Genomic DNA, 16,861 nt, shown 5'->3' on the forward strand with positions numbered 1-16,861 from the left:
GCTCACTCGACGTGAGCTTCAAGCCACGACGTCATGCGAGGACACATTCATTGGGGGCTTTACCGCCAAAGCGATCACGGCTCACGGCGCATCTGCACAGGCTGGGCAAGGTCCTGCGCCGCTCACCGACCGGCCGTGAACCGGGACTGCACATCAGCGAGCATTTCCGCCAAAAAGCCAGCCAGCAAGGCTATACCCTGAGCCACAGCCAACAGCGGGTCATCCAGCACATGGCGCAACAGGCCATGGCGCTTGAACAGCCCTCGCCAACGGGCCGCGCCGGTCATCGCAGCCTGTACCTTTACGGCGCGGTGGGACGTGGCAAGAGCTGGCTGCTCGAGGGTTTCTTCCAGGCGATTGCCCTGCCCGAGAAGCGCCGGCTGCACTTTCATGATTTCTTCGCCCGGTTGCATGGGGGCATGTTTCGCCTGCGCGACCAGCAGGACCCACTGGCAGCCACCCTCGATGAGCTGCTCGACGATTGCCGGCTGCTCTGCTTCGACGAATTCCACGTGCACGATATCGGCGATGCCATGTTGATCGCCCGCCTGTTCAAAGCCCTGTTCGAGCGCAACATCTTCTTGCTGGTCACCTCCAACTACCCACCCGAAGGCCTGCTGCCCAACCCGCTGTACCACCAGCGTTTCCTGCCCGTGATCAAGCTGATCAATGCACACATGCAGGTCATGGAGGTCGGTGGCCCCCACGATTACCGCAGCCAGCCGCACTCAGGTGCCGGGCAGGCGTTTACACAGGGCCATTACGTCTGGCCGGGCACGCCGGAGCAGCGCAAGGCACTGCAATTGCCGCCCCTGGACAGCCCGCCCTTGCCCCTGGCTGTCGGGCCCCGTGAACTGCAGGCGCGGATGTGCCATGAGCGCACCATCGGCTTCCAGTTCAGCGACATCTGCGAACAACCCACAGCGGTAATGGACTACCTGGAATTGAGCCGTCGCTTCGACACCTGGATCATCGACAGGTTGCCCAATCTGGAAGACTGCTCGATCGCCGCCCAGCAACGCTTCATCAACCTGATCGACGTGCTCTACGACCAGGACAAGCGCATGCTGCTGATCGGCGAACGACCACTGCGCGAAAGCCTCGGTGGTGCGGCCAGTGACCTGGCGCGCACCCGCAGTCGCCTGGGTCAGCTGACCGCGCTTGGCCCTTGCTCCGACGCATGTCGGTGACCAGCCAAGCATCGCAGGTCTTCCTCAATAAGCGAATTTTACTTCTCGATACAACGATACAAACGTATCTTTGAAACGGAGGGCTACAAGGCCGTCTGAACCTGCTGGCCCGATGACTTCAGTCTGTCTCCAGATCGATGTCACGCTTTTCCGTCTTTTGAGTGGTCGTCTTGAACGCGTGCAAAAGGGAAGAGATCGTATGCGCTGTGCAAATTGCGGACTCGAGAATCCCTCCGGGGCCAGCTTCTGTGAAGCGTGCGGCGTCAGGTTGTCTCGCAGCTGTCCGCGCTGCGGGCATGAGGCGGGCGGTTCCGCCAAGTTCTGCAGTGAATGCGGCGCGCCGCTGACCGATGCGCCTGCTGCGCCATCAGCACGCCCCAAGCCTGTTTCAGAGCCCTCTCCAGCGCCCATTCATTACACGCCCCACCACCTTGCCGAGCGCATCCGCGCCGAACAGGCGGCCATGGAAGCCCGGGGCGAGACCGCCGGTGAACGTAAGACCGTCACGGCACTGTTTGCCGACATGGCCGGTTCCACGGCGTTGATCCACGACCTCGATCCGGAAGAGGCCCACCGCCTGATCGAGCCAATCCTCGCGCTGATGATGGAAGCCGTCCACCACTACGAAGGTTATGTGGCCAAGACGCTGGGCGATGGCATACTCGCGCTGTTCGGAGCCCCCATCGCCCATGAGGATCATCCGCAGCGCGCGCTGTATGCGGCTCTGCGCATGCAGCAGGCGATACGTCGCCATGGCGACCGTATTCGCCTGGAGAAAGGCATTGCGCTGCAAATCCGCGTCGGCATCCATACCGGAGAGGTCGTCGTGCGTTCGATCCGCACGGACAATTTGCACACCGATTACGATCCGGTCGGGAACACGATCCACATTGCCTCCCGGATGGAGGGAACCGCCGCACCCTCATCGATCCTGGTGAGCGAGCCTACGTACAAGCTGGCGGAAGGTTATTTCGAATTCAAGGCGCTGGGGGCCGCCCAGGTCAAAGGCATTCCCGAGCCCCTTATTGTGTACGAGGTGCAGGGTCTCGGCGCGCTGCGCACACGCCTGCAACTGTCGGCACATCGCGGGCTGGCCAGGTTTGTCGGCCGCCAGGTCGAGCTCGACCACCTGTATCAGGCGCTCGAGCAGTCCAAAGCGGGCCACAGTAAAGTCGTCGCGGTGGTAGGTGAAGCCGGCGTCGGGAAGTCACGGCTGTTTCTTGAGTTCAAGGAGCGCTCGCGGCACGGCTGTCTGGTGCTGGAGACGTTCTCGGTATCGCACGGCAAGGCCTTCGCCTATTTCCCGCTCATCGAGCTTCTGAACAACTATTTTCAGATCACCGCCCAGGACGACGAGCGCCGGTGCCGGGAAAAGGTCATGGGCAAGACCCTTGCGCTCGAGCGAAGCTTCGAGGATCTCGTGCCCTACCTGCTCTATCTGCTGGGTATCGGCGAACGCAGTTCAGTGCTCGCGGCAATGGATCCACAGATCCGGCGCGATCGCACCTTCGACGCGATCACTCAACTGTTGGTGCGCGAGAGCCGCAATCAACCGATCGAGCTGCTGTTCGAGGATTTGCAATGGCTGGACGGCGAGACCGAAGCGTTCCTCGCGTACTTGATCGACCACCTGGCGAGCTCCCCGATCCTGCTTCTCGTGAACTATCGGCCCGAGTATCAGCCTGCGTGGACGCGCGCAGGGCATTGCAGCCAACTGCGGCTCGAACCGCTGGGCGCCGCCGACGCACAGGCACTGCTCGCGACCCTGCTTGGGGACGATCCTGCCCTCATCCCCCTCAAACAGCTCATCCTGAATAAGACGGAGGGCAACCCGTTCTTCATGGAAGAGGTGGTGCAAACGCTGGTCGAGGAGAAATTGCTGCTGGGTGACCCCGGTCAATATCGGATCGAGCAAACTCCGGCTGCGCTGCATATTCCCACCACCGTGCAGGGTGTACTCGCCGCCCGTATCGACCGGCTCCCCGTTGCGGAAAAGGAATTGCTGCAGACCCTCGCCGTAATCGGCAAAGAGTTTCCGTTCAGTCTGATCCAGTGCATCTGTGATGGGCAGGACGCTCGGAGGAAAGACGATTTGTGCGATCTGCTCGCCCGACTGGAGGCTGCGGAGTTCATTTACCAGCGGCCTGCATTTCCGGAGGTGGAGTATTCGTTCAAGCATGCGCTGACTCAGGAGGTCGCGGGCCACTCGCTACTCACGGAGCGGCGTAGCGCGCTGCACGAGCGCACGGCGCAGGCCATCGAGACACTGTTCCCCACTCGCATCGCAGAATACTGCAGTGAACTCGCGCACCACTACAGGCTGAGCGGTAATGTCCCGAAGGCCGTGGAATACCTGCACCGTACCGGGCAACAGGCCCTCCAGCATTGCGCCCTTTCCGATGCAATGCGTCACCTCGGTGCGGCGCTGGAATTGCTCAAGCATTTGCCCGACACGCCCGCCCGTGCTCATCAGGAACTGACGTTGCTACTCGCCCTGGGGCCGGCCTTGATGGCCGTGCGCGGCTATGGTGCGCCCGAGGTAGCGGCCACTTACACCCGCGCACTGGCGCTGTGTGCGCAAGTCGGGGACGACTCGGTGCTTTTCCCTGCGCTGCTGGGACTGCGGACTTACTACTCGTTGCGTGCAGAATACTCAACTGCACGCGAACTGGGTGAACGACTGCTCAGTGTTGCGCAAACTGCGCAGGATCCGGACTTGCTCGTGGATGCCCATGCCGCACTCGGGGCGACATTATTTTGCCAGGGTGATCTGCGCAAAGCCTTTGAACATCAGGAGCGGGCACGTGTTCTCTACAACCCGGACCGACATCGCACTCATGCCATTACGTACGGCATGGATCCGGACTACGTCCTGTCATTTTCGGCCTGGAGTCTTTGGTACTTGGGATTCCCTGATCAGGCAAGCACGCGTAGCCGGGATACCCTCGCTCTGGCCAAGGTGTCCCACCCGTTCAGCTTGGCCTTCACCCTGTCCGCTACGTCGATACTGGGGCAATTTCGGCACGACGTAAAACTCGCCGAAGAGTGTGCAGATGCCGCCATCAAGCTTTCACTCGAACGAGGGTTTCCGTTTTATTTGACATGGGGGAATATTCTTCAAGGTTGGGCTCGCGCCGAGCAGGGAAACATTGACGAGGGAATCGCTCAGATCACCAACAGTATCGCCACTTACCAAGCCGCTGGAGCGGAGCTTGGATGTTCTTATTTTCTGGCCCTGCTGGCCGCAGCGCACGGGCGCGCCGGGCAACCGCAGGCAGGATTGGAGGCCGTGACCGACGCTTTGGCTATGGTGAACAGAACAGGCGAGCACTTTTACGAAGCAGAGCTGTACCGCCTCAAGGGCGCTCTTACCCTGCAATGTCCAGGAGAAGAACGACAGGACGCTTCCGTGCGGCAGAAAGCGCAAGCATGCTTTCACAAGGCGATCTCGATCGCTCGGCAACAAGGGGCAAAGTCACTCGAGCTACGCGCCACAGTGAACCTTGCTCAGCTATGGGAGACACAAGACAAGGAGGCGGCCAGAGAAATGCTGGCCGATATCTATAGCTTCTTCACCGAAGGCTTCGACAGCGTTGATTTACTGCAAGCCAAGGCGTTGCTCGATGCATGGGCATCAAGCGAAGAGTGAACGGTGCTGAAGCCCCCCCAAAAAAAAGGGCGACAAAGGATCACTTTGTCACCCAACCCCATTGAGGGAAGTTTTTCTTCACAAGAGAACATACCGTGATGGGTTATCCGGCATGTACACACAGCACTGGCGAAGGTACTGGATGTCTATAGCAGCTACTGCGTCTATGACTGCGAATAGTTCTGCTTTGAAATCGCTATCAGAAAGTGCGCCCTACTCTCGAGTCTCAGATATCGGGTGAAATATAATCCATGACTTCCAGCTCGAAGCCTGAGAGCGAATTGAACTTTACATGTGAACTGAGCAGCCTCATTTTACGCACTCCAAGATCACGTAAAATTTGTGAACCAGCGCCAACGGTACTGTAGGTATTTAGTACTTTGGATGCCTTTGTCGGTTGTCGTAGATGTGCCACCAGGTCTTCGCCTTCAAGGGAATTTCCCAGCAAGAGCACCACGCCAGTTCCTTCGTCGGCCACCCGGGCCATGGCGGCGCGCAAACTCCATCTACCGGGCTGCTGAACGTGCAAGAGATCACGCAAGGGATCCATGTTGTGTACTCGCACGAGGGGCACTTCGTGGCTGGCCAGATCTCCCCGAACCAGGGCCAGGTGCACGTCGCTTTCGATCTCGTCTCGATAAGTAAACATTCGAAACGGCCCCTGTTCGGTTTCCAATGTCTGTTCATCGATGCGCCGAACGGTGTGCTCATGGAGCAGGCGATAGTGAATGAGATCAGCAATCGTGCCAATTTTCAGCCCGTGCATTTCGGCAAATGCTTCAAGCTCGGGACGACGCGCCATGCTTCCATCCTCGTTCATGATCTCGCAGATGACACCACATTCGGCAAAGCCAGCTATACGTGCCAGATCGCAGGCCGCCTCCGTATGCCCTGCGCGCGCAAGCACGCCGCCAGGCTGCGCCATCAGCGGAAACATGTGACCGGGGCTCACTAAATCGCTTGATTTGGCATTCCTGGATACCGCGACTTGTACCGTATGTGCTCGATCCGCAGCGGAAATACCAGTACTAATTCCTTCCTTTGCTTCTATGGATACTGTGAACCTGGTACCGAAACCGGAGGCATTACCGGTCACCATCAGGGGCAGACATAGTTGATCGCAAAGCGTTTTAGACATCGGCATGCAAATCAATCCGCGTGCATGCTTAGCCATAAAATTAATGTGAGCCGCAGTAATGCATTCAGCAGCAATGATCAAGTCGCCTTCGTTCTCACGATCCTCATCGTCAATAAGAATGACCATTTTTCTGGCGCGAATGTCTCGGATAATATCTTCGATGCTACTCAGCGGCATGTGAGATCGTCCTTAAGACCTAGTGGATGACTTCCGGCTACCGAGCCGTCCGGCTGAAAGCCGGACGGTTATCTGCCAGTTTATTATTGATCCACGAGCAAGGTTCTTTGCACAGAATCCTCACTTTTTGGAGACACTGCAAAAAAACAAAGCAATGTGGTCAAGAAAGAAGCTGCAGCCAAAGCAATCCAGGCGGCATTATTTCCGACATTACTTATGAACCACCCGTATATAACAGGCACGATGAATCCACCAATAGCCGAGAGTGTGAGCATCAAACCGCAGGCTGTTGGAATGTCCGAAACTTCAAGATCGTTTTGATAGAATCCTGGGGCCGAGATCCAAGCAGCAAACGCCATAATTGTTGAAGCCCCGATTACAGCAGCTACAACCTGCAAGCCTGCGAGCCCAAGTTGGGGCACCAGTAACAGTGCAATTGATTCGACGAGGCAGGCCACGACGAAAGTCGGAATTACACCGAATACCCTGTCGGCAAGCCATCCTCCCAACGGGCCACCTATGGCCCCACTTACTAAAAGGATTGCTCCCAGCAGACCTGCTTCGTGCGCCTCCAAATGTAACTGCTCTGTGGCGTATTGAGGCAGTAATTGAGCCGCCGTAAAATAGCTACCGTATCCGCCTATAAAGCTAACACCCAATACCCACAGATTTCGATTCCCAAAGATTCGCTTGAGCGACTCGATATTGAGCGACTTTCTGTCGACGCCATTCCCAGCGATCGTTCTGGGGGTTGGAAAGAAAAACAGCATGACCACAAATGTGACAGCGGCAACAAGCCCCGCCAAGAGCAGCGCGTCGCGCCAGCCATGGTGATTAACGACATCAATCCAGACGTACAGCCCGAGGCAGGCACCCAAGGTAAATGCGATGCCGTCGACGATGCCATTCGCTGTACCTAGCTCGCGTCCCCTGAACCAGGCTGCAGTGAGGCCAAGCGCGCTACCGACATAAATTGAAGCGCCAACTCCACTGACAAATCGGGCAGCGAGTAATAGATCATAATTGGGCGCTTTGGCAGACATGAGCGTCCCCAGAGTTAGAACCGCAATGCCCAACAACATTGCGGTGCGCAATCCGAGTGCTTCTGAAATCATTCCTGCAGGGATATGTGCAATACCGTAACCTGCGACAAATATACCCACTAGCAATGCCAGTTGAGGATATCCAAGATTCATCTCTATCATCAGTGCGCCAAAGGTTGGAACAATGCTGAACCAGTTCAGCGTACACTGAAGGAATGAGACTGCTATTACAGCCAAAGCCACCCATCTGTTATTCATGACCACTCCTTTCGCTCTTAGGCGAAATAATTAAATTGAAACGAGTTCTTTGTTCGGGTAGACATACAAAATTTAGTAACAGTGCAGCTCAGTCGCGCGATGTTTCCTGGATTAATTTAATGATTGCTTGAGTCAGCGGCTGTTCCGGCCGCGACAGTTCCGATAGCAAATTAAAGTGGTTTCGCTCAGGGGCAGCGACGGTCAACACCGCGTGTCCCTTGTCCTTCCACGCCGCTTCGTAAGCCTGGGTTTGTCTTTTAAAACCATCGGTCTCGAGCCCCCCGACCGATAAAATCAAGGGTGGCGCACTTTCTGGAATAAGGTGGATAGGACTGAGTGCTTTTGCTTGGTAGGGTTCCAGGCGAAGCCATTCGTTGGGCCCTATATCACACAGCGGTTCAATATCAAACAGCCCACTCAAGGCGACAGCCCCCTTGATCAGGTTGGGCGGAACATCGAATTCCTCTTGCCATTGCGAGGCGAGCAACATCCCCACCAAATGCCCGCCGGCCGAGCTACCACCCACATAGAATTGCGAGGGATTCACACCAAACTTCACAACGTTTCGATACAGCCAAGCTACAGCGCTGCGTATTTCCCTGACGACTTCTGCGAGCGTCGCGTGTGGCAACAACGTGTACTCCACTGTCGCCACCGCTATCCCGGCATCGGTGAACACTTTTGCCATAAGGGCAGCATCTTCTTTGGTCTGCGAGCGCCAGTATCCTCCGTGAATAAATATAAAAAGCGGCGCAGGCTGATTGACGGTCGAGACCGGGAACAAGTCGAGCCGTTCAGCAGCTGCCAACCCGTACTTCAGATCGTAGATACCCACACAGGCTGCCTTGGCAGCGCAAGAAAGCTCCGCGTATTCGCGCACGCAAGCGTCGAAATCTGAAACGGAACCACGGGCATTGTATTGAACGTTACGTTGTTCAACGCTTTCAAAATAGAGGTCGTGTTCGACTTTGGACATAATGTGGTTTCTTTATCTTATTGAAGATCAGCGCAACTTTAATCAGTTTTGCCGCTCAGAACATTTTCTTCAGAACTCGCTGAAATGGCGTCCTGAAATCCAATGTGAAAGCCACCCAGCATCCGTACAGCCTTGCTTCCATGACACTCCAGCCTGAGAAGTCACCCGGCAAAATCCACCTGCCGAGCAACTTCTTATCAGTTCAAAAAGCGAGCTTATTTCGACGCGAGTGCAGATACCTTGGTGTTAACGCCAAAGTCGGCCATCATCGGGATAATTTGCTCACCGACAATTTTCAAATCGTCCACAAAATCGGGGACGATAATCGTGATGCCGTCCAATTGCCCTTCAGTGATGGTATGAGCGACTCGGCGTGCAAGTGTCTCGACAGAACCTGTCAAGGCACCGCCGAGAACCGAACTCACATGCTCATTCTGATTGATGAAATACTGAGCGGCGAAGTTTTCCTTGGCGCTCCTGTCCGTCGAATATTCCATTGCCTGGCGAGCCAGCGCCTCACGATCCACACCCGCATCGAAGAAATCCAGACGATCCTTGGCTTCTGCATCGGTGGCGCCTGGAATCAAGGTAAACAATCCATAAGACTTGAAGTCAGGTTTCCCCGCCCTGGCCGCCAGCTCTTTAACGCGTTTGCCTCGGGCCAGAGATTTTTCGTCGTCGCTGCAAGGGAAAAAGCTGCCGTTGCAGTTGTCGATTGTAAATTGGAAGCCTCGGTCTGATGCTCCAGCACATATGATCGGAGGCATCTTTTTGGGCTTCGGGTTGGACATGCAATCATCCAACTCGAAAAAGTCACCCTTATGGCTGACGCGATCCTGCGTCCAGAGTTGCTGAACGACCTTGATCCATTCTTCCGCAAGTGCGTAGCGGGATGCGTGATCCAGATCGCGCCAAAGGCCCATCTGGCCGAGATCAAACGGGTTGGAACCGGATACGAGGTTCAGACCTATACGGCCGTTGGAAATCTGATCCATCGTAGCGATCATCTTGGCTACGATTGCTGGCGGAAAAATCATCATGTGAACGGTGCCCCAGACACCAATCGAGGACGTTGCTTCAGCCAACCCCGCCATGGTGCTCAGCGATTCAAGAGAAGTGTTCCAATGGTTAGTTGCGCCGCCGTAGCCTCGCCATTTCGCCTGACTGAGCGCAAAGTCGAACCCCATTTTCTCGGCAAGGAGAGTCACCTGCTTTACATACTCGTAGGTGCCTGGGAGCTTGGGCCCGTTAGTTGACGCTACCCAACCATTGTTTGTTACAGGCAGAAAGACACCAACTTCAATCAATTTTGAATCGTTCACTTGAGCACCTCAATGAAAGTTAGCTACTTACAATGTAAATACTGGGTCAGTCAGCCGTCTCAGGAACGCACGACGGCTTCTGCTTCAATTTCAATCAGGATGGAGGGGAAGATCAGTGCATTGACTTCAACTCCAGTACTTGCTGGCCGGTACTCGCCGAAATACTTCTTGCGCACTCCCCAGTATTCCTTTGTTACTTCTGAAGTGAGGGGGCATGCAAAATAAGTGGTGAGTCTCACAATGTCCGACATCGCGGCGCCTTCACGTTTCAGAATTGCCTTTATATTTTCGAAGCACTGCGTCGCTTGCGCTTCCAAGTCGCCTTCTCCAACAATGTCTCCTTTTGGGTTAAGCGCGATCTGCCCCGAGAGGTAGATCGTGTTCCCTGCACGAATGGCAGGCGCTGGAGGCATGTCCTTTTCCCAGTCCCATTCCCAAGCCACGGATTTAATGTGATGCTCGGACATTTTGTTCTCCTACGATCGAATGATTAGCCCATCCTTCGGAGCATCCTCAAGAGTTAAAAACCCTTCAGGCAAGACTTAACTCCTTGTTACCGAGTCGATTGGGCATAACTCATTTGAACGCATCGACTTACACTCGCCTATCCGTTTTAGCCTCTCGTTCTGTCCATCCGTAAAAATTCAGCCTCACATGAGCGGCACGAAACCGGTTTTTCCAGGGGAAATTAACCAACCCTGAGCAAAGGGTGGACGAAACCACAGCAACAAAGGCTTAAACAAAAAATGGGGACAATAGTCCCCATCTTTTCCTGTTGCTGCCCGGTCAGCTGGAAGCAGGCTTTGATTCCAAGTTACGAAATGCGCTTCCGTGAAAAACCAGGGGCTCTTCCAATGGACGGGTCGTTAAGGCGTTAATGCGCAACAGTACGATTCCGTGATCGCCTGCCGGCAATACATTTTCGAGAGTGCAATCAAGCCACGCAGTAGCCCCGTCGATAAATACCGCGCCCTCAGGACTGATCGACAAGTTTAACTTTTCAAATTTGTCCTCTGCTCGGGAAGCGAGTCGACGAACAGATTCATTGTGCTGGTATCCAAGAACGCTAATGCCTAACCGGGGTAACTCTTTGAGGATATCCCAGGTATGCGAATTCCACTGGACACAAAAAGCGACCAGCGCAGGATCGATGGAGACCGCCACGAAACTGCTGGCAATCAGACAAACGGGCTCATCATTTGCTACCGCGCTGACGGCGACGACACCCGTTGGGAAGCAACCGAATGCGTTTCTCAGAAGTTTGGTTTCTTCTTCCAAACCTTTGAGCGACTGAAAGGGTGGATCCGGTACTAAATTGACTTCAGGAATACGAGACATTAGCTTGCCCTCCCCGCCATTGCGTGATTGAGGAGTGCTCCCCAAACGTCTACATACTTACCGATCTGCACTCCGTCTTCGTAGGTCTTATCCGAAAGGTAAATACCCGCCGCCGGGCAAGTCGCGCCCAGCTCTACAAGCAAAGGCTTGAGCAGCAGGTCAGGAGCCATCGCGTGCGCGGGGCCTGCACCAAGCATTAGCGGCACAGCCACAGTTCCGCGCAATCCATCGCCGGTTGCAAACTGATCCATAAACAGTTTGAGCAAACCGGTGTAGGTGGCTTTAAAAGTCGGGCTGGCAACTATCAGCAAATCCGCATTTGCCGCGACCTGGATGGCCTTCTGTACCGCTGGTTCTTCCCAACCGAGCAAGGCAGCCCCCAAATCAACAACATCGATAACTTCATGTGAAGTACTTCCGGTTATCGCAGTGGCCAGCAACTCCGCGGCATGTGCGGTTCTCGATTTTGGCTTAGGGTTGCCAACGATGATGACTGTAGACATGTTGTCTCTCCTGTGAATATGACATGCGTCCATAAGCAGGCCTGATCTGACAAGGACTGCTAACGCGTTCGTCCCTGCCGGAACCCGCAAAGGTTCTCTGTACCCCGTGATATGCGGGACTTCATCCCTTGTGGGTAGTTTGAACCGACAGGCCACAGGAGCTATCCAGTTAGGCCACCAAGGTTATCCAGCGCGCACAACGCTATATCGCAGTGCCCGTGAAGCAGGCGCCAACGGATAGCTTGTGCCGGTAAAACGGATAGATGGGTCGCTCTGACGGCGCTTCAATCGAGTCAAGCCAATGACTCTAAAAGGAGCCCCTGATGAGCACTACACGAAGCGTGAAGCAATGGCAGCAATTTATCGAGAATTGCCTGGATTTCCGCCCTGTCGAGGGCATCTACCGTATCGCCCGAGATATGTTTACAGAACCTGAACTGTTCGACCTCGAGATGGAACTCATCTTCGAAAAGAACTGGATCTACGCATGCCACGAAAGCGAGATTGCCAATAACCACGATTTCATGACAATGCGTGCCGGACGTCAGCCGCTGATCATCACTCGTGACGGCCAAGGCCAGCTCAATGCGCTGATCAATGCGTGTCAACACCGTGGCACCACCCTGACGCGGGTCGGCAAAGGCAACCAGTCAACCTTTACCTGCCCTTTCCATGCGTGGTGCTACAAGAGCGACGGCCGTTTGGTGAAGGTCAAGGCACCCGGCGAGTACCCGGAAGACTTTGACAAGGCCACGCGTGGCCTGAAGAAGGCTCGCATCGAAAGCTACAAGGGCTTTGTCTTTGTCAGCCTCGATGTACACGGCAGCGACAGCCTTGAAGACTACCTCGGGGACGCCAAAGTGTTCTTCGACATGATGGTTGCGCAGTCGTCTACTGGAGAGTTGGAAGTGCTACCAGGCAAGTCGAACTACACCTACGACGGCAATTGGAAACTGCAGAATGAAAATGGCCTGGACGGCTACCACGTCAGCACCGTGCACTACAACTACGTGGCGACGGTACAACATCGCCAACAGGTCAACGCAGAGAAAGGCCTGACTGGTAGCGGCACTCTGGACTACAGCAAACTGGGCGCAGGCGATAAGGAAACCGACGACGGCTGGTTCGCCTTTCACAACGGTCACAGCGTGCTGTTCAGCGACATGCCTAACCCCGCCGTCCGTCCCGGATACGCTGCGATCATGCCGCGCCTGGTCGAAGAGTATGGCCAAGGTAAAGCCGAGTGGATGATGCACCGCCTGCGTAACCTGAACATCTATCCAAGCATGTTCTTTCTCGACCAGATCAGCTCACAGTTGCGGATCATCCGCCCGCTTGCCTGGAACAAGACCGAAATCCATAGCTTCTGCCTGGGAGTCAAGGGCGAATCCAACTCCGATCGCGAGAACCGCATTCGTCAATTCGAAGACTTCTTCAACGTATCAGGTCTCGGCACCCCGGACGATCTGGTGGAATTTCGTGAAGCCCAGCGTGGTTTCCAGGCACGCCTGGAACGCTGGAGCGACATTTCCCGTGGCTGTGACAAATGGGTCAAGGGTGCAACACGCAACAGCGACACGATTGGTATCGCCCCGGCCTTGACCGGCACCGAATTCACCCATGAGGGCTTGTATGTGAACCAGCACGGTAATTGGCAGCGCTTCCTGTTGGAGGGTTTGGCGCGCAAGGCGCAAGAACAACAATCCCTGCAGCTCAAAGAGGTGTGATTATGAACGCCCTACTGCAACACCGTATCGAGCAATTCCTCTACCGCAATGCCGAGCTGTGTGACGCACAAGACTGGGATGCCTACCTGGACATGTTCAGCGAAGACAGCGAGTTCCACTTGCCACAGTGGGATTCAGAGCACGTCTACACCACCGATCCAAAGAACAGCATGTCGCTGATTTACTACTCCAACCGTGGCGGGCTGGAGGATCGGGTATTTCGGATTCGTACCGGCAAAGCGGCGTCGACCATTCCGATGCCACGCACGCTGCACCAGATCAGCAACGTACGGATTGCCGAATTTGCAAATGGCGACCTGGACGTCAAGGTCAACTGGCACACCCTGTACTACCGCTTGCAGGTCGCCGAGCAATTTTTCGGTCTGGCTACCTACCGCTTACGCCCTGACGGGGAAGGCTGGAAGATTGCGCGTAAACATGTGCTGTTGCTGAACGACACGATCAATTCCGTGCTCGATTTCTATCATCTTTGAATCAACGGAATTACTGATCATGACGCACAAGGTCGCCTTCAGTTTCGCGGACGGCAAGACATTGTTCTGCTCCGTCCAGGACAACGAAATCCTGCTCGATGCGGCGTTACGTTCGGGCATCAAGATCCCGCTGGACTGCCGTGAGGGCGTCTGCGCAACCTGCCAGGGTCGCTGTGAATCCGGCCAATATACCCAGGACTATGTCGACGAAGAGGCACTGTCGCTTGCGGATCTGGCCCAGGGCAAGGTACTGAGCTGTCAAACCCGGGTGCAGTCCAATGCTACGTTTTACTTCGACTTTGACTCAACTCTCTGCAGTGCCGAGGGCCCACGCCGAGTACAGAGCTTGATCACTGGTGTGGAACTGGTTTCGGAAACTACTGCCGTACTCCATGTCGACGCCGGGCAACATCCTCAACAGCTCGATTATCTTCCAGGGCAGTATGCGCGGCTGCATGTTCCCGGAACGGATGAATGGCGCTCCTATTCATTTGCCAGTCGCCCTAGCCCTGACAATAAGCTGCAGTTTCTCGTACGGTTGCTACCCCAAGGGGTCATGAGCGACTTTATGCGCGATCGCTGCCGTCCGGGCCAAGTACTGGAATTCGAGGCTCCGCTAGGAAGTTTTTACCTGAGGCAGATCAACCGGCCCCTGTATCTGGTAGCCGGTGGAACCGGGTTATCGGCGTTTCTGGGAATGCTCGATGAACTTGCGATTCGTGGCAATTGCGGCCAGCCGGTCACGCTGTTTTATGGGGTAACCCAGGAGGCTGATCTATGCGAAGTCGAGCGTTTGCAACGCTACCGCGAGCAAATTACTGATTTTGACGTGCAGCTTGTGGTGAGCCGGCCGTCGGCTACCTGGTCAGGCAAACGTGGCTGGATTCCTGAGCACTTCGACCGAGATGTCCTCAGTGCCGGCGCCTTCGACATGTACGTCTGCGGGCCGCCACCGATGGTGGAAGCGATCAAGGGTTGGTTGAGCGAAGAGAACGTGCAGGGGGGAAATCTCTATTACGAGAAGTTTGTAGAAAGCAATTCTTCGCGGTGATCGTATTGGCCCACCCGTTATCGTGGGTCGACATCACGACATCCTTGACTCACAACACCAAGCTCCTTTATCCATCAGTTCGCCTTGGCGAGCTGATGGATTTTTTTCGGCACCCCATCCATTGTCGTCGTTTTTCAAGACTCAGGTTTTGATCAACCTGAGTCTTTCCTGGCATTTACATCGCTGTGCCAAGTACCTCCTGCCATTCAGTATCTGAATTGTTCGACCAAACTGCCGAGGGACTTTGCCAGACGTGAAAGTTCCTGACTCGATGCCGCAGTCTGCTGTGCGCCTGCAGCCGTGTGAATGGACAAATCCTGAATGTTGACCAAATTACGATCCACCTCTCGCGCAACTTGAGCCTGCTCCTCCGAGGCGCTCGCAATGACAATATTTCGCTCGTTTATGCGCCCTACCCCTTCAGCGATTCGATCCAGGGCTTGTCCGGCACGACTTGCCAATTGGTGGGTCTCGTCTGTCAGCGCCTGACTCATGGTCATCGCCCTGACTGCCTCCTGAGCGCCTGTCCGAACCGAATTCATCATTCGCTCAATCTCGCCAGTCGATCCTTGGGTACGGTGAGCCAGCGCACGGACTTCATCCGCCACCACTGCAAAGCCACGACCTTGTTCACCGGCCCGTGCTGCCTCGATTGCAGCATTGAGAGCCAACAAGTTGGTCTGCTCTGCCACGCCGCGGATCACATCCAATACCTCGCCGATATCGTGGATTTGATTTTCCAGCGTTTGTACCTTTGCAGTCGACTCCGTGATCTCATGGGTCATTGTATTTATGGCATCAACGGCTTGCTTGACCTGCACTCTGCCGTTCTCGACATCCTGGCTGGCACTCATGGAAGCCTCGGATGTCGAGACGGCATTGCGGGCAACCTCTTCGGCCGCTGCTGCCATTTGATTGACAGCAATTGCTGCCTGCTGAACCTCGTCATGCTGACGGGTCACGCCTTGCGAACTCTCCTCAGTGGCTTTGTTCAGCTCTTGCGCAGCCAGCGCGAGTTGGCTTGAAGCGCTGGCCATCTCCTCGACCGTAACTTTCAGGTTCTGTCGCATCGCCTCCAGGGCTTGTAGCAATTGCCCCGCTTCATCCCGGCGCTCGCTTGAGCTGGGCTGAGTAAGATCACCCTCGGCAATACGTTCCGCGCTGGCTACCGCCTGTTCAATCGGCCGCGTAATCAGTCGTGTAATGATAATGGCCAGCATCAACGCAGCGAACACCGCTAACGCCACACCAATCCCCAACGTGAAGTCAGCTTGAGAATGAGTGACCCTGGCGGCTGTATAGGCTTCAATGCCTTGACGCTGCTTGGAATCAACCATGACGTTCATATCCGCCATCACTTTCAAGTAGGCCGGGAAAGCCTGGCTTTCCAACACTGCATACGCAGCCAGCAGATTCTTGGCGGCAATGTGCCGTTTAGCGGCATCAACCCCTTCCAAATAAATACGTTTATGTTCTTCAAAGGCATCACTGGCAATGCGTTCATCATTGTGCAACTGAGTACGCCGGTATTTGGAGAAGGAGTCTTCCGAGCTGGAAATATCTCGTCGCATAATCTCCAGCGCCCGATCCAGCTCACTTTGCGCTGCGCCACGGTACGCAAGCGTCATCAACCAATAAAGGTCTCGGTCATGAGCGATCAACGCACTCTTGGCATCATTGACCAGAACCAAGGGCTTCAGGTTTTGCTCCAGGAGACTTTCCACGGTCTGGTTTAGATTAGTCAGCCCTTGCTTGCCGACAAAACCAACAGCCGACGTTATTAATGCACACACACCAAAAGCGATAGCGAGTTTATGCGCCATCTTTAAGTTGTCAAACCAGGCCATCAGCTTATCCACTCCGACACAGAGAAAGTTAAGGAAGGGTATTTCAACAACGAAAAGCCCGCACGCTTAATACTAAACGCATTAAGCATACGGACTTGGAAGTATCATTTAATGGGCCGCCTGAAACGCCAGGCATATTGACACGGCG

13 protein-coding genes and 2 pseudogenes are annotated in these 16,861 nt (G+C 55.1%); 6 read left to right on the top strand and 9 right to left on the bottom strand.

Features of this window, described 5'->3' with window-relative positions; genetic code table 11:
• The first annotated feature begins 50 nt into the window (after window positions 1–50).
• Window positions 51–1,190, top strand: a complete 1,140-nt coding sequence (gene zapE, locus F2S13_RS05200; protein ID WP_425500213.1) for a cell division protein ZapE — start codon at window positions 51–53, stop codon at window positions 1,188–1,190.
• 199 nt (window positions 1,191–1,389) lie between these two features.
• Window positions 1,390–4,839, top strand: coding sequence for an adenylate/guanylate cyclase domain-containing protein (locus F2S13_RS05205; protein WP_166359406.1), 3,450 nt, complete (start codon window positions 1,390–1,392; stop codon window positions 4,837–4,839).
• 226 nt (window positions 4,840–5,065) lie between these two features.
• Here the strand turns inward: F2S13_RS05205 and ribBA are convergent, their stop codons facing one another.
• The 3 genes from ribBA to F2S13_RS05220 form a co-directional block, all read right to left on the bottom strand.
• A complete protein-coding gene (gene ribBA, locus F2S13_RS05210; protein ID WP_166359407.1) occupies window positions 5,066–6,154 on the bottom strand; it encodes a bifunctional 3,4-dihydroxy-2-butanone-4-phosphate synthase/GTP cyclohydrolase II in 1,089 nt (362 codons plus the stop codon).
• Window positions 6,155–6,237: 83 nt separating this feature from the next.
• Window positions 6,238–7,455 carry an MFS transporter gene (locus F2S13_RS05215; protein WP_166359408.1) on the bottom strand — a complete coding sequence of 406 codons (1,218 nt, stop codon included), beginning with the start codon at window positions 7,453–7,455 and terminating at the stop codon, window positions 6,238–6,240.
• Window positions 7,456–7,543: 88 nt separating this feature from the next.
• Window positions 7,544–8,431 carry an alpha/beta hydrolase gene (locus F2S13_RS05220; protein WP_166359409.1) on the bottom strand — a complete coding sequence of 296 codons (888 nt, stop codon included), beginning with the start codon at window positions 8,429–8,431 and terminating at the stop codon, window positions 7,544–7,546.
• 153 nt (window positions 8,432–8,584) lie between these two features.
• Between F2S13_RS05220 and cas5 the strand changes: the two genes are divergently transcribed.
• Window positions 8,585–8,794 (top strand): CRISPR-associated protein Cas5, encoded by a 210-nt coding sequence (cas5, locus tag F2S13_RS29775; RefSeq protein WP_425500214.1) that lies wholly within the window; start codon window positions 8,585–8,587, stop codon window positions 8,792–8,794.
• Window positions 8,795–8,802: 8 nt separating this feature from the next.
• Here the strand turns inward: cas5 and F2S13_RS05225 are convergent.
• From F2S13_RS05225 to F2S13_RS05240, 4 genes and pseudogenes are all read right to left on the bottom strand, one after another.
• Window positions 8,803–9,753, bottom strand: a pseudogene (locus tag F2S13_RS05225) (LLM class flavin-dependent oxidoreductase); the annotation flags it as partial.
• 59 nt (window positions 9,754–9,812) lie between these two features.
• On the bottom strand, window positions 9,813–10,220 hold the full coding sequence (locus tag F2S13_RS05230; RefSeq protein ID WP_166359411.1) for a RidA family protein: 408 nt from the start codon (window positions 10,218–10,220) through the stop codon (window positions 9,813–9,815).
• Window positions 10,221–10,539: 319 nt separating this feature from the next.
• Complete coding sequence (locus F2S13_RS05235) at window positions 10,540–11,091, bottom strand: flavin reductase family protein (RefSeq protein ID WP_166359412.1); 552 nt, start codon at window positions 11,089–11,091, stop codon at window positions 10,540–10,542.
• Window positions 11,091–11,594, bottom strand: a complete 504-nt coding sequence (locus F2S13_RS05240) for an NAD(P)H-dependent oxidoreductase (RefSeq protein WP_166359413.1) — start codon at window positions 11,592–11,594, stop codon at window positions 11,091–11,093. Before F2S13_RS05240 ends, F2S13_RS05235 begins: the two co-directional genes overlap by 1 nt.
• A 320-nt stretch (window positions 11,595–11,914) precedes the next feature.
• Here F2S13_RS05240 and antA point away from each other — a divergent pair, with 320 nt between their 5' ends.
• Genes antA through antC form a run of 3 tightly spaced genes read left to right on the top strand, consistent with a single transcriptional unit; the run spans window position 11,915 to window position 14,866 of the window.
• On the top strand, window positions 11,915–13,321 hold the full coding sequence (gene antA / locus F2S13_RS05245) for an anthranilate 1,2-dioxygenase large subunit (protein ID WP_166359470.1): 1,407 nt from the start codon (window positions 11,915–11,917) through the stop codon (window positions 13,319–13,321).
• Window positions 13,322–13,323: 2 nt separating this feature from the next.
• Window positions 13,324–13,815, top strand: a complete 492-nt coding sequence (gene antB, locus F2S13_RS05250) for an anthranilate 1,2-dioxygenase small subunit (RefSeq protein WP_166359414.1) — start codon at window positions 13,324–13,326, stop codon at window positions 13,813–13,815.
• Between the two features lie 19 nt (window positions 13,816–13,834).
• Window positions 13,835–14,866 carry an anthranilate 1,2-dioxygenase electron transfer component AntC gene (gene antC / locus F2S13_RS05255; protein WP_166359415.1) on the top strand — a complete coding sequence of 344 codons (1,032 nt, stop codon included), beginning with the start codon at window positions 13,835–13,837 and terminating at the stop codon, window positions 14,864–14,866.
• Between the two features lie 206 nt (window positions 14,867–15,072).
• Here antC and F2S13_RS29780 read toward each other — a convergent pair whose 3' ends face one another.
• Window positions 15,073–15,936: a methyl-accepting chemotaxis protein gene (locus tag F2S13_RS29780; protein ID WP_425500215.1), complete on the bottom strand. Its 864-nt coding sequence runs from the start codon at window positions 15,934–15,936 to the stop codon at window positions 15,073–15,075.
• Window positions 15,931–16,713 (bottom strand): annotated as a pseudogene (locus tag F2S13_RS29785) (MCP four helix bundle domain-containing protein); the annotation flags it as partial. The gene F2S13_RS29780 and the pseudogene F2S13_RS29785, both read right to left, overlap by 6 nt.
• Window positions 16,714–16,861 lie beyond the last annotated feature (148 nt).

Origin of the sequence: Pseudomonas akapageensis (assembly GCF_011355085.1) — a bacterium.
GTDB classification, from domain to species: domain Bacteria; phylum Pseudomonadota; class Gammaproteobacteria; order Pseudomonadales; family Pseudomonadaceae; genus Aquipseudomonas; species Aquipseudomonas akapageensis.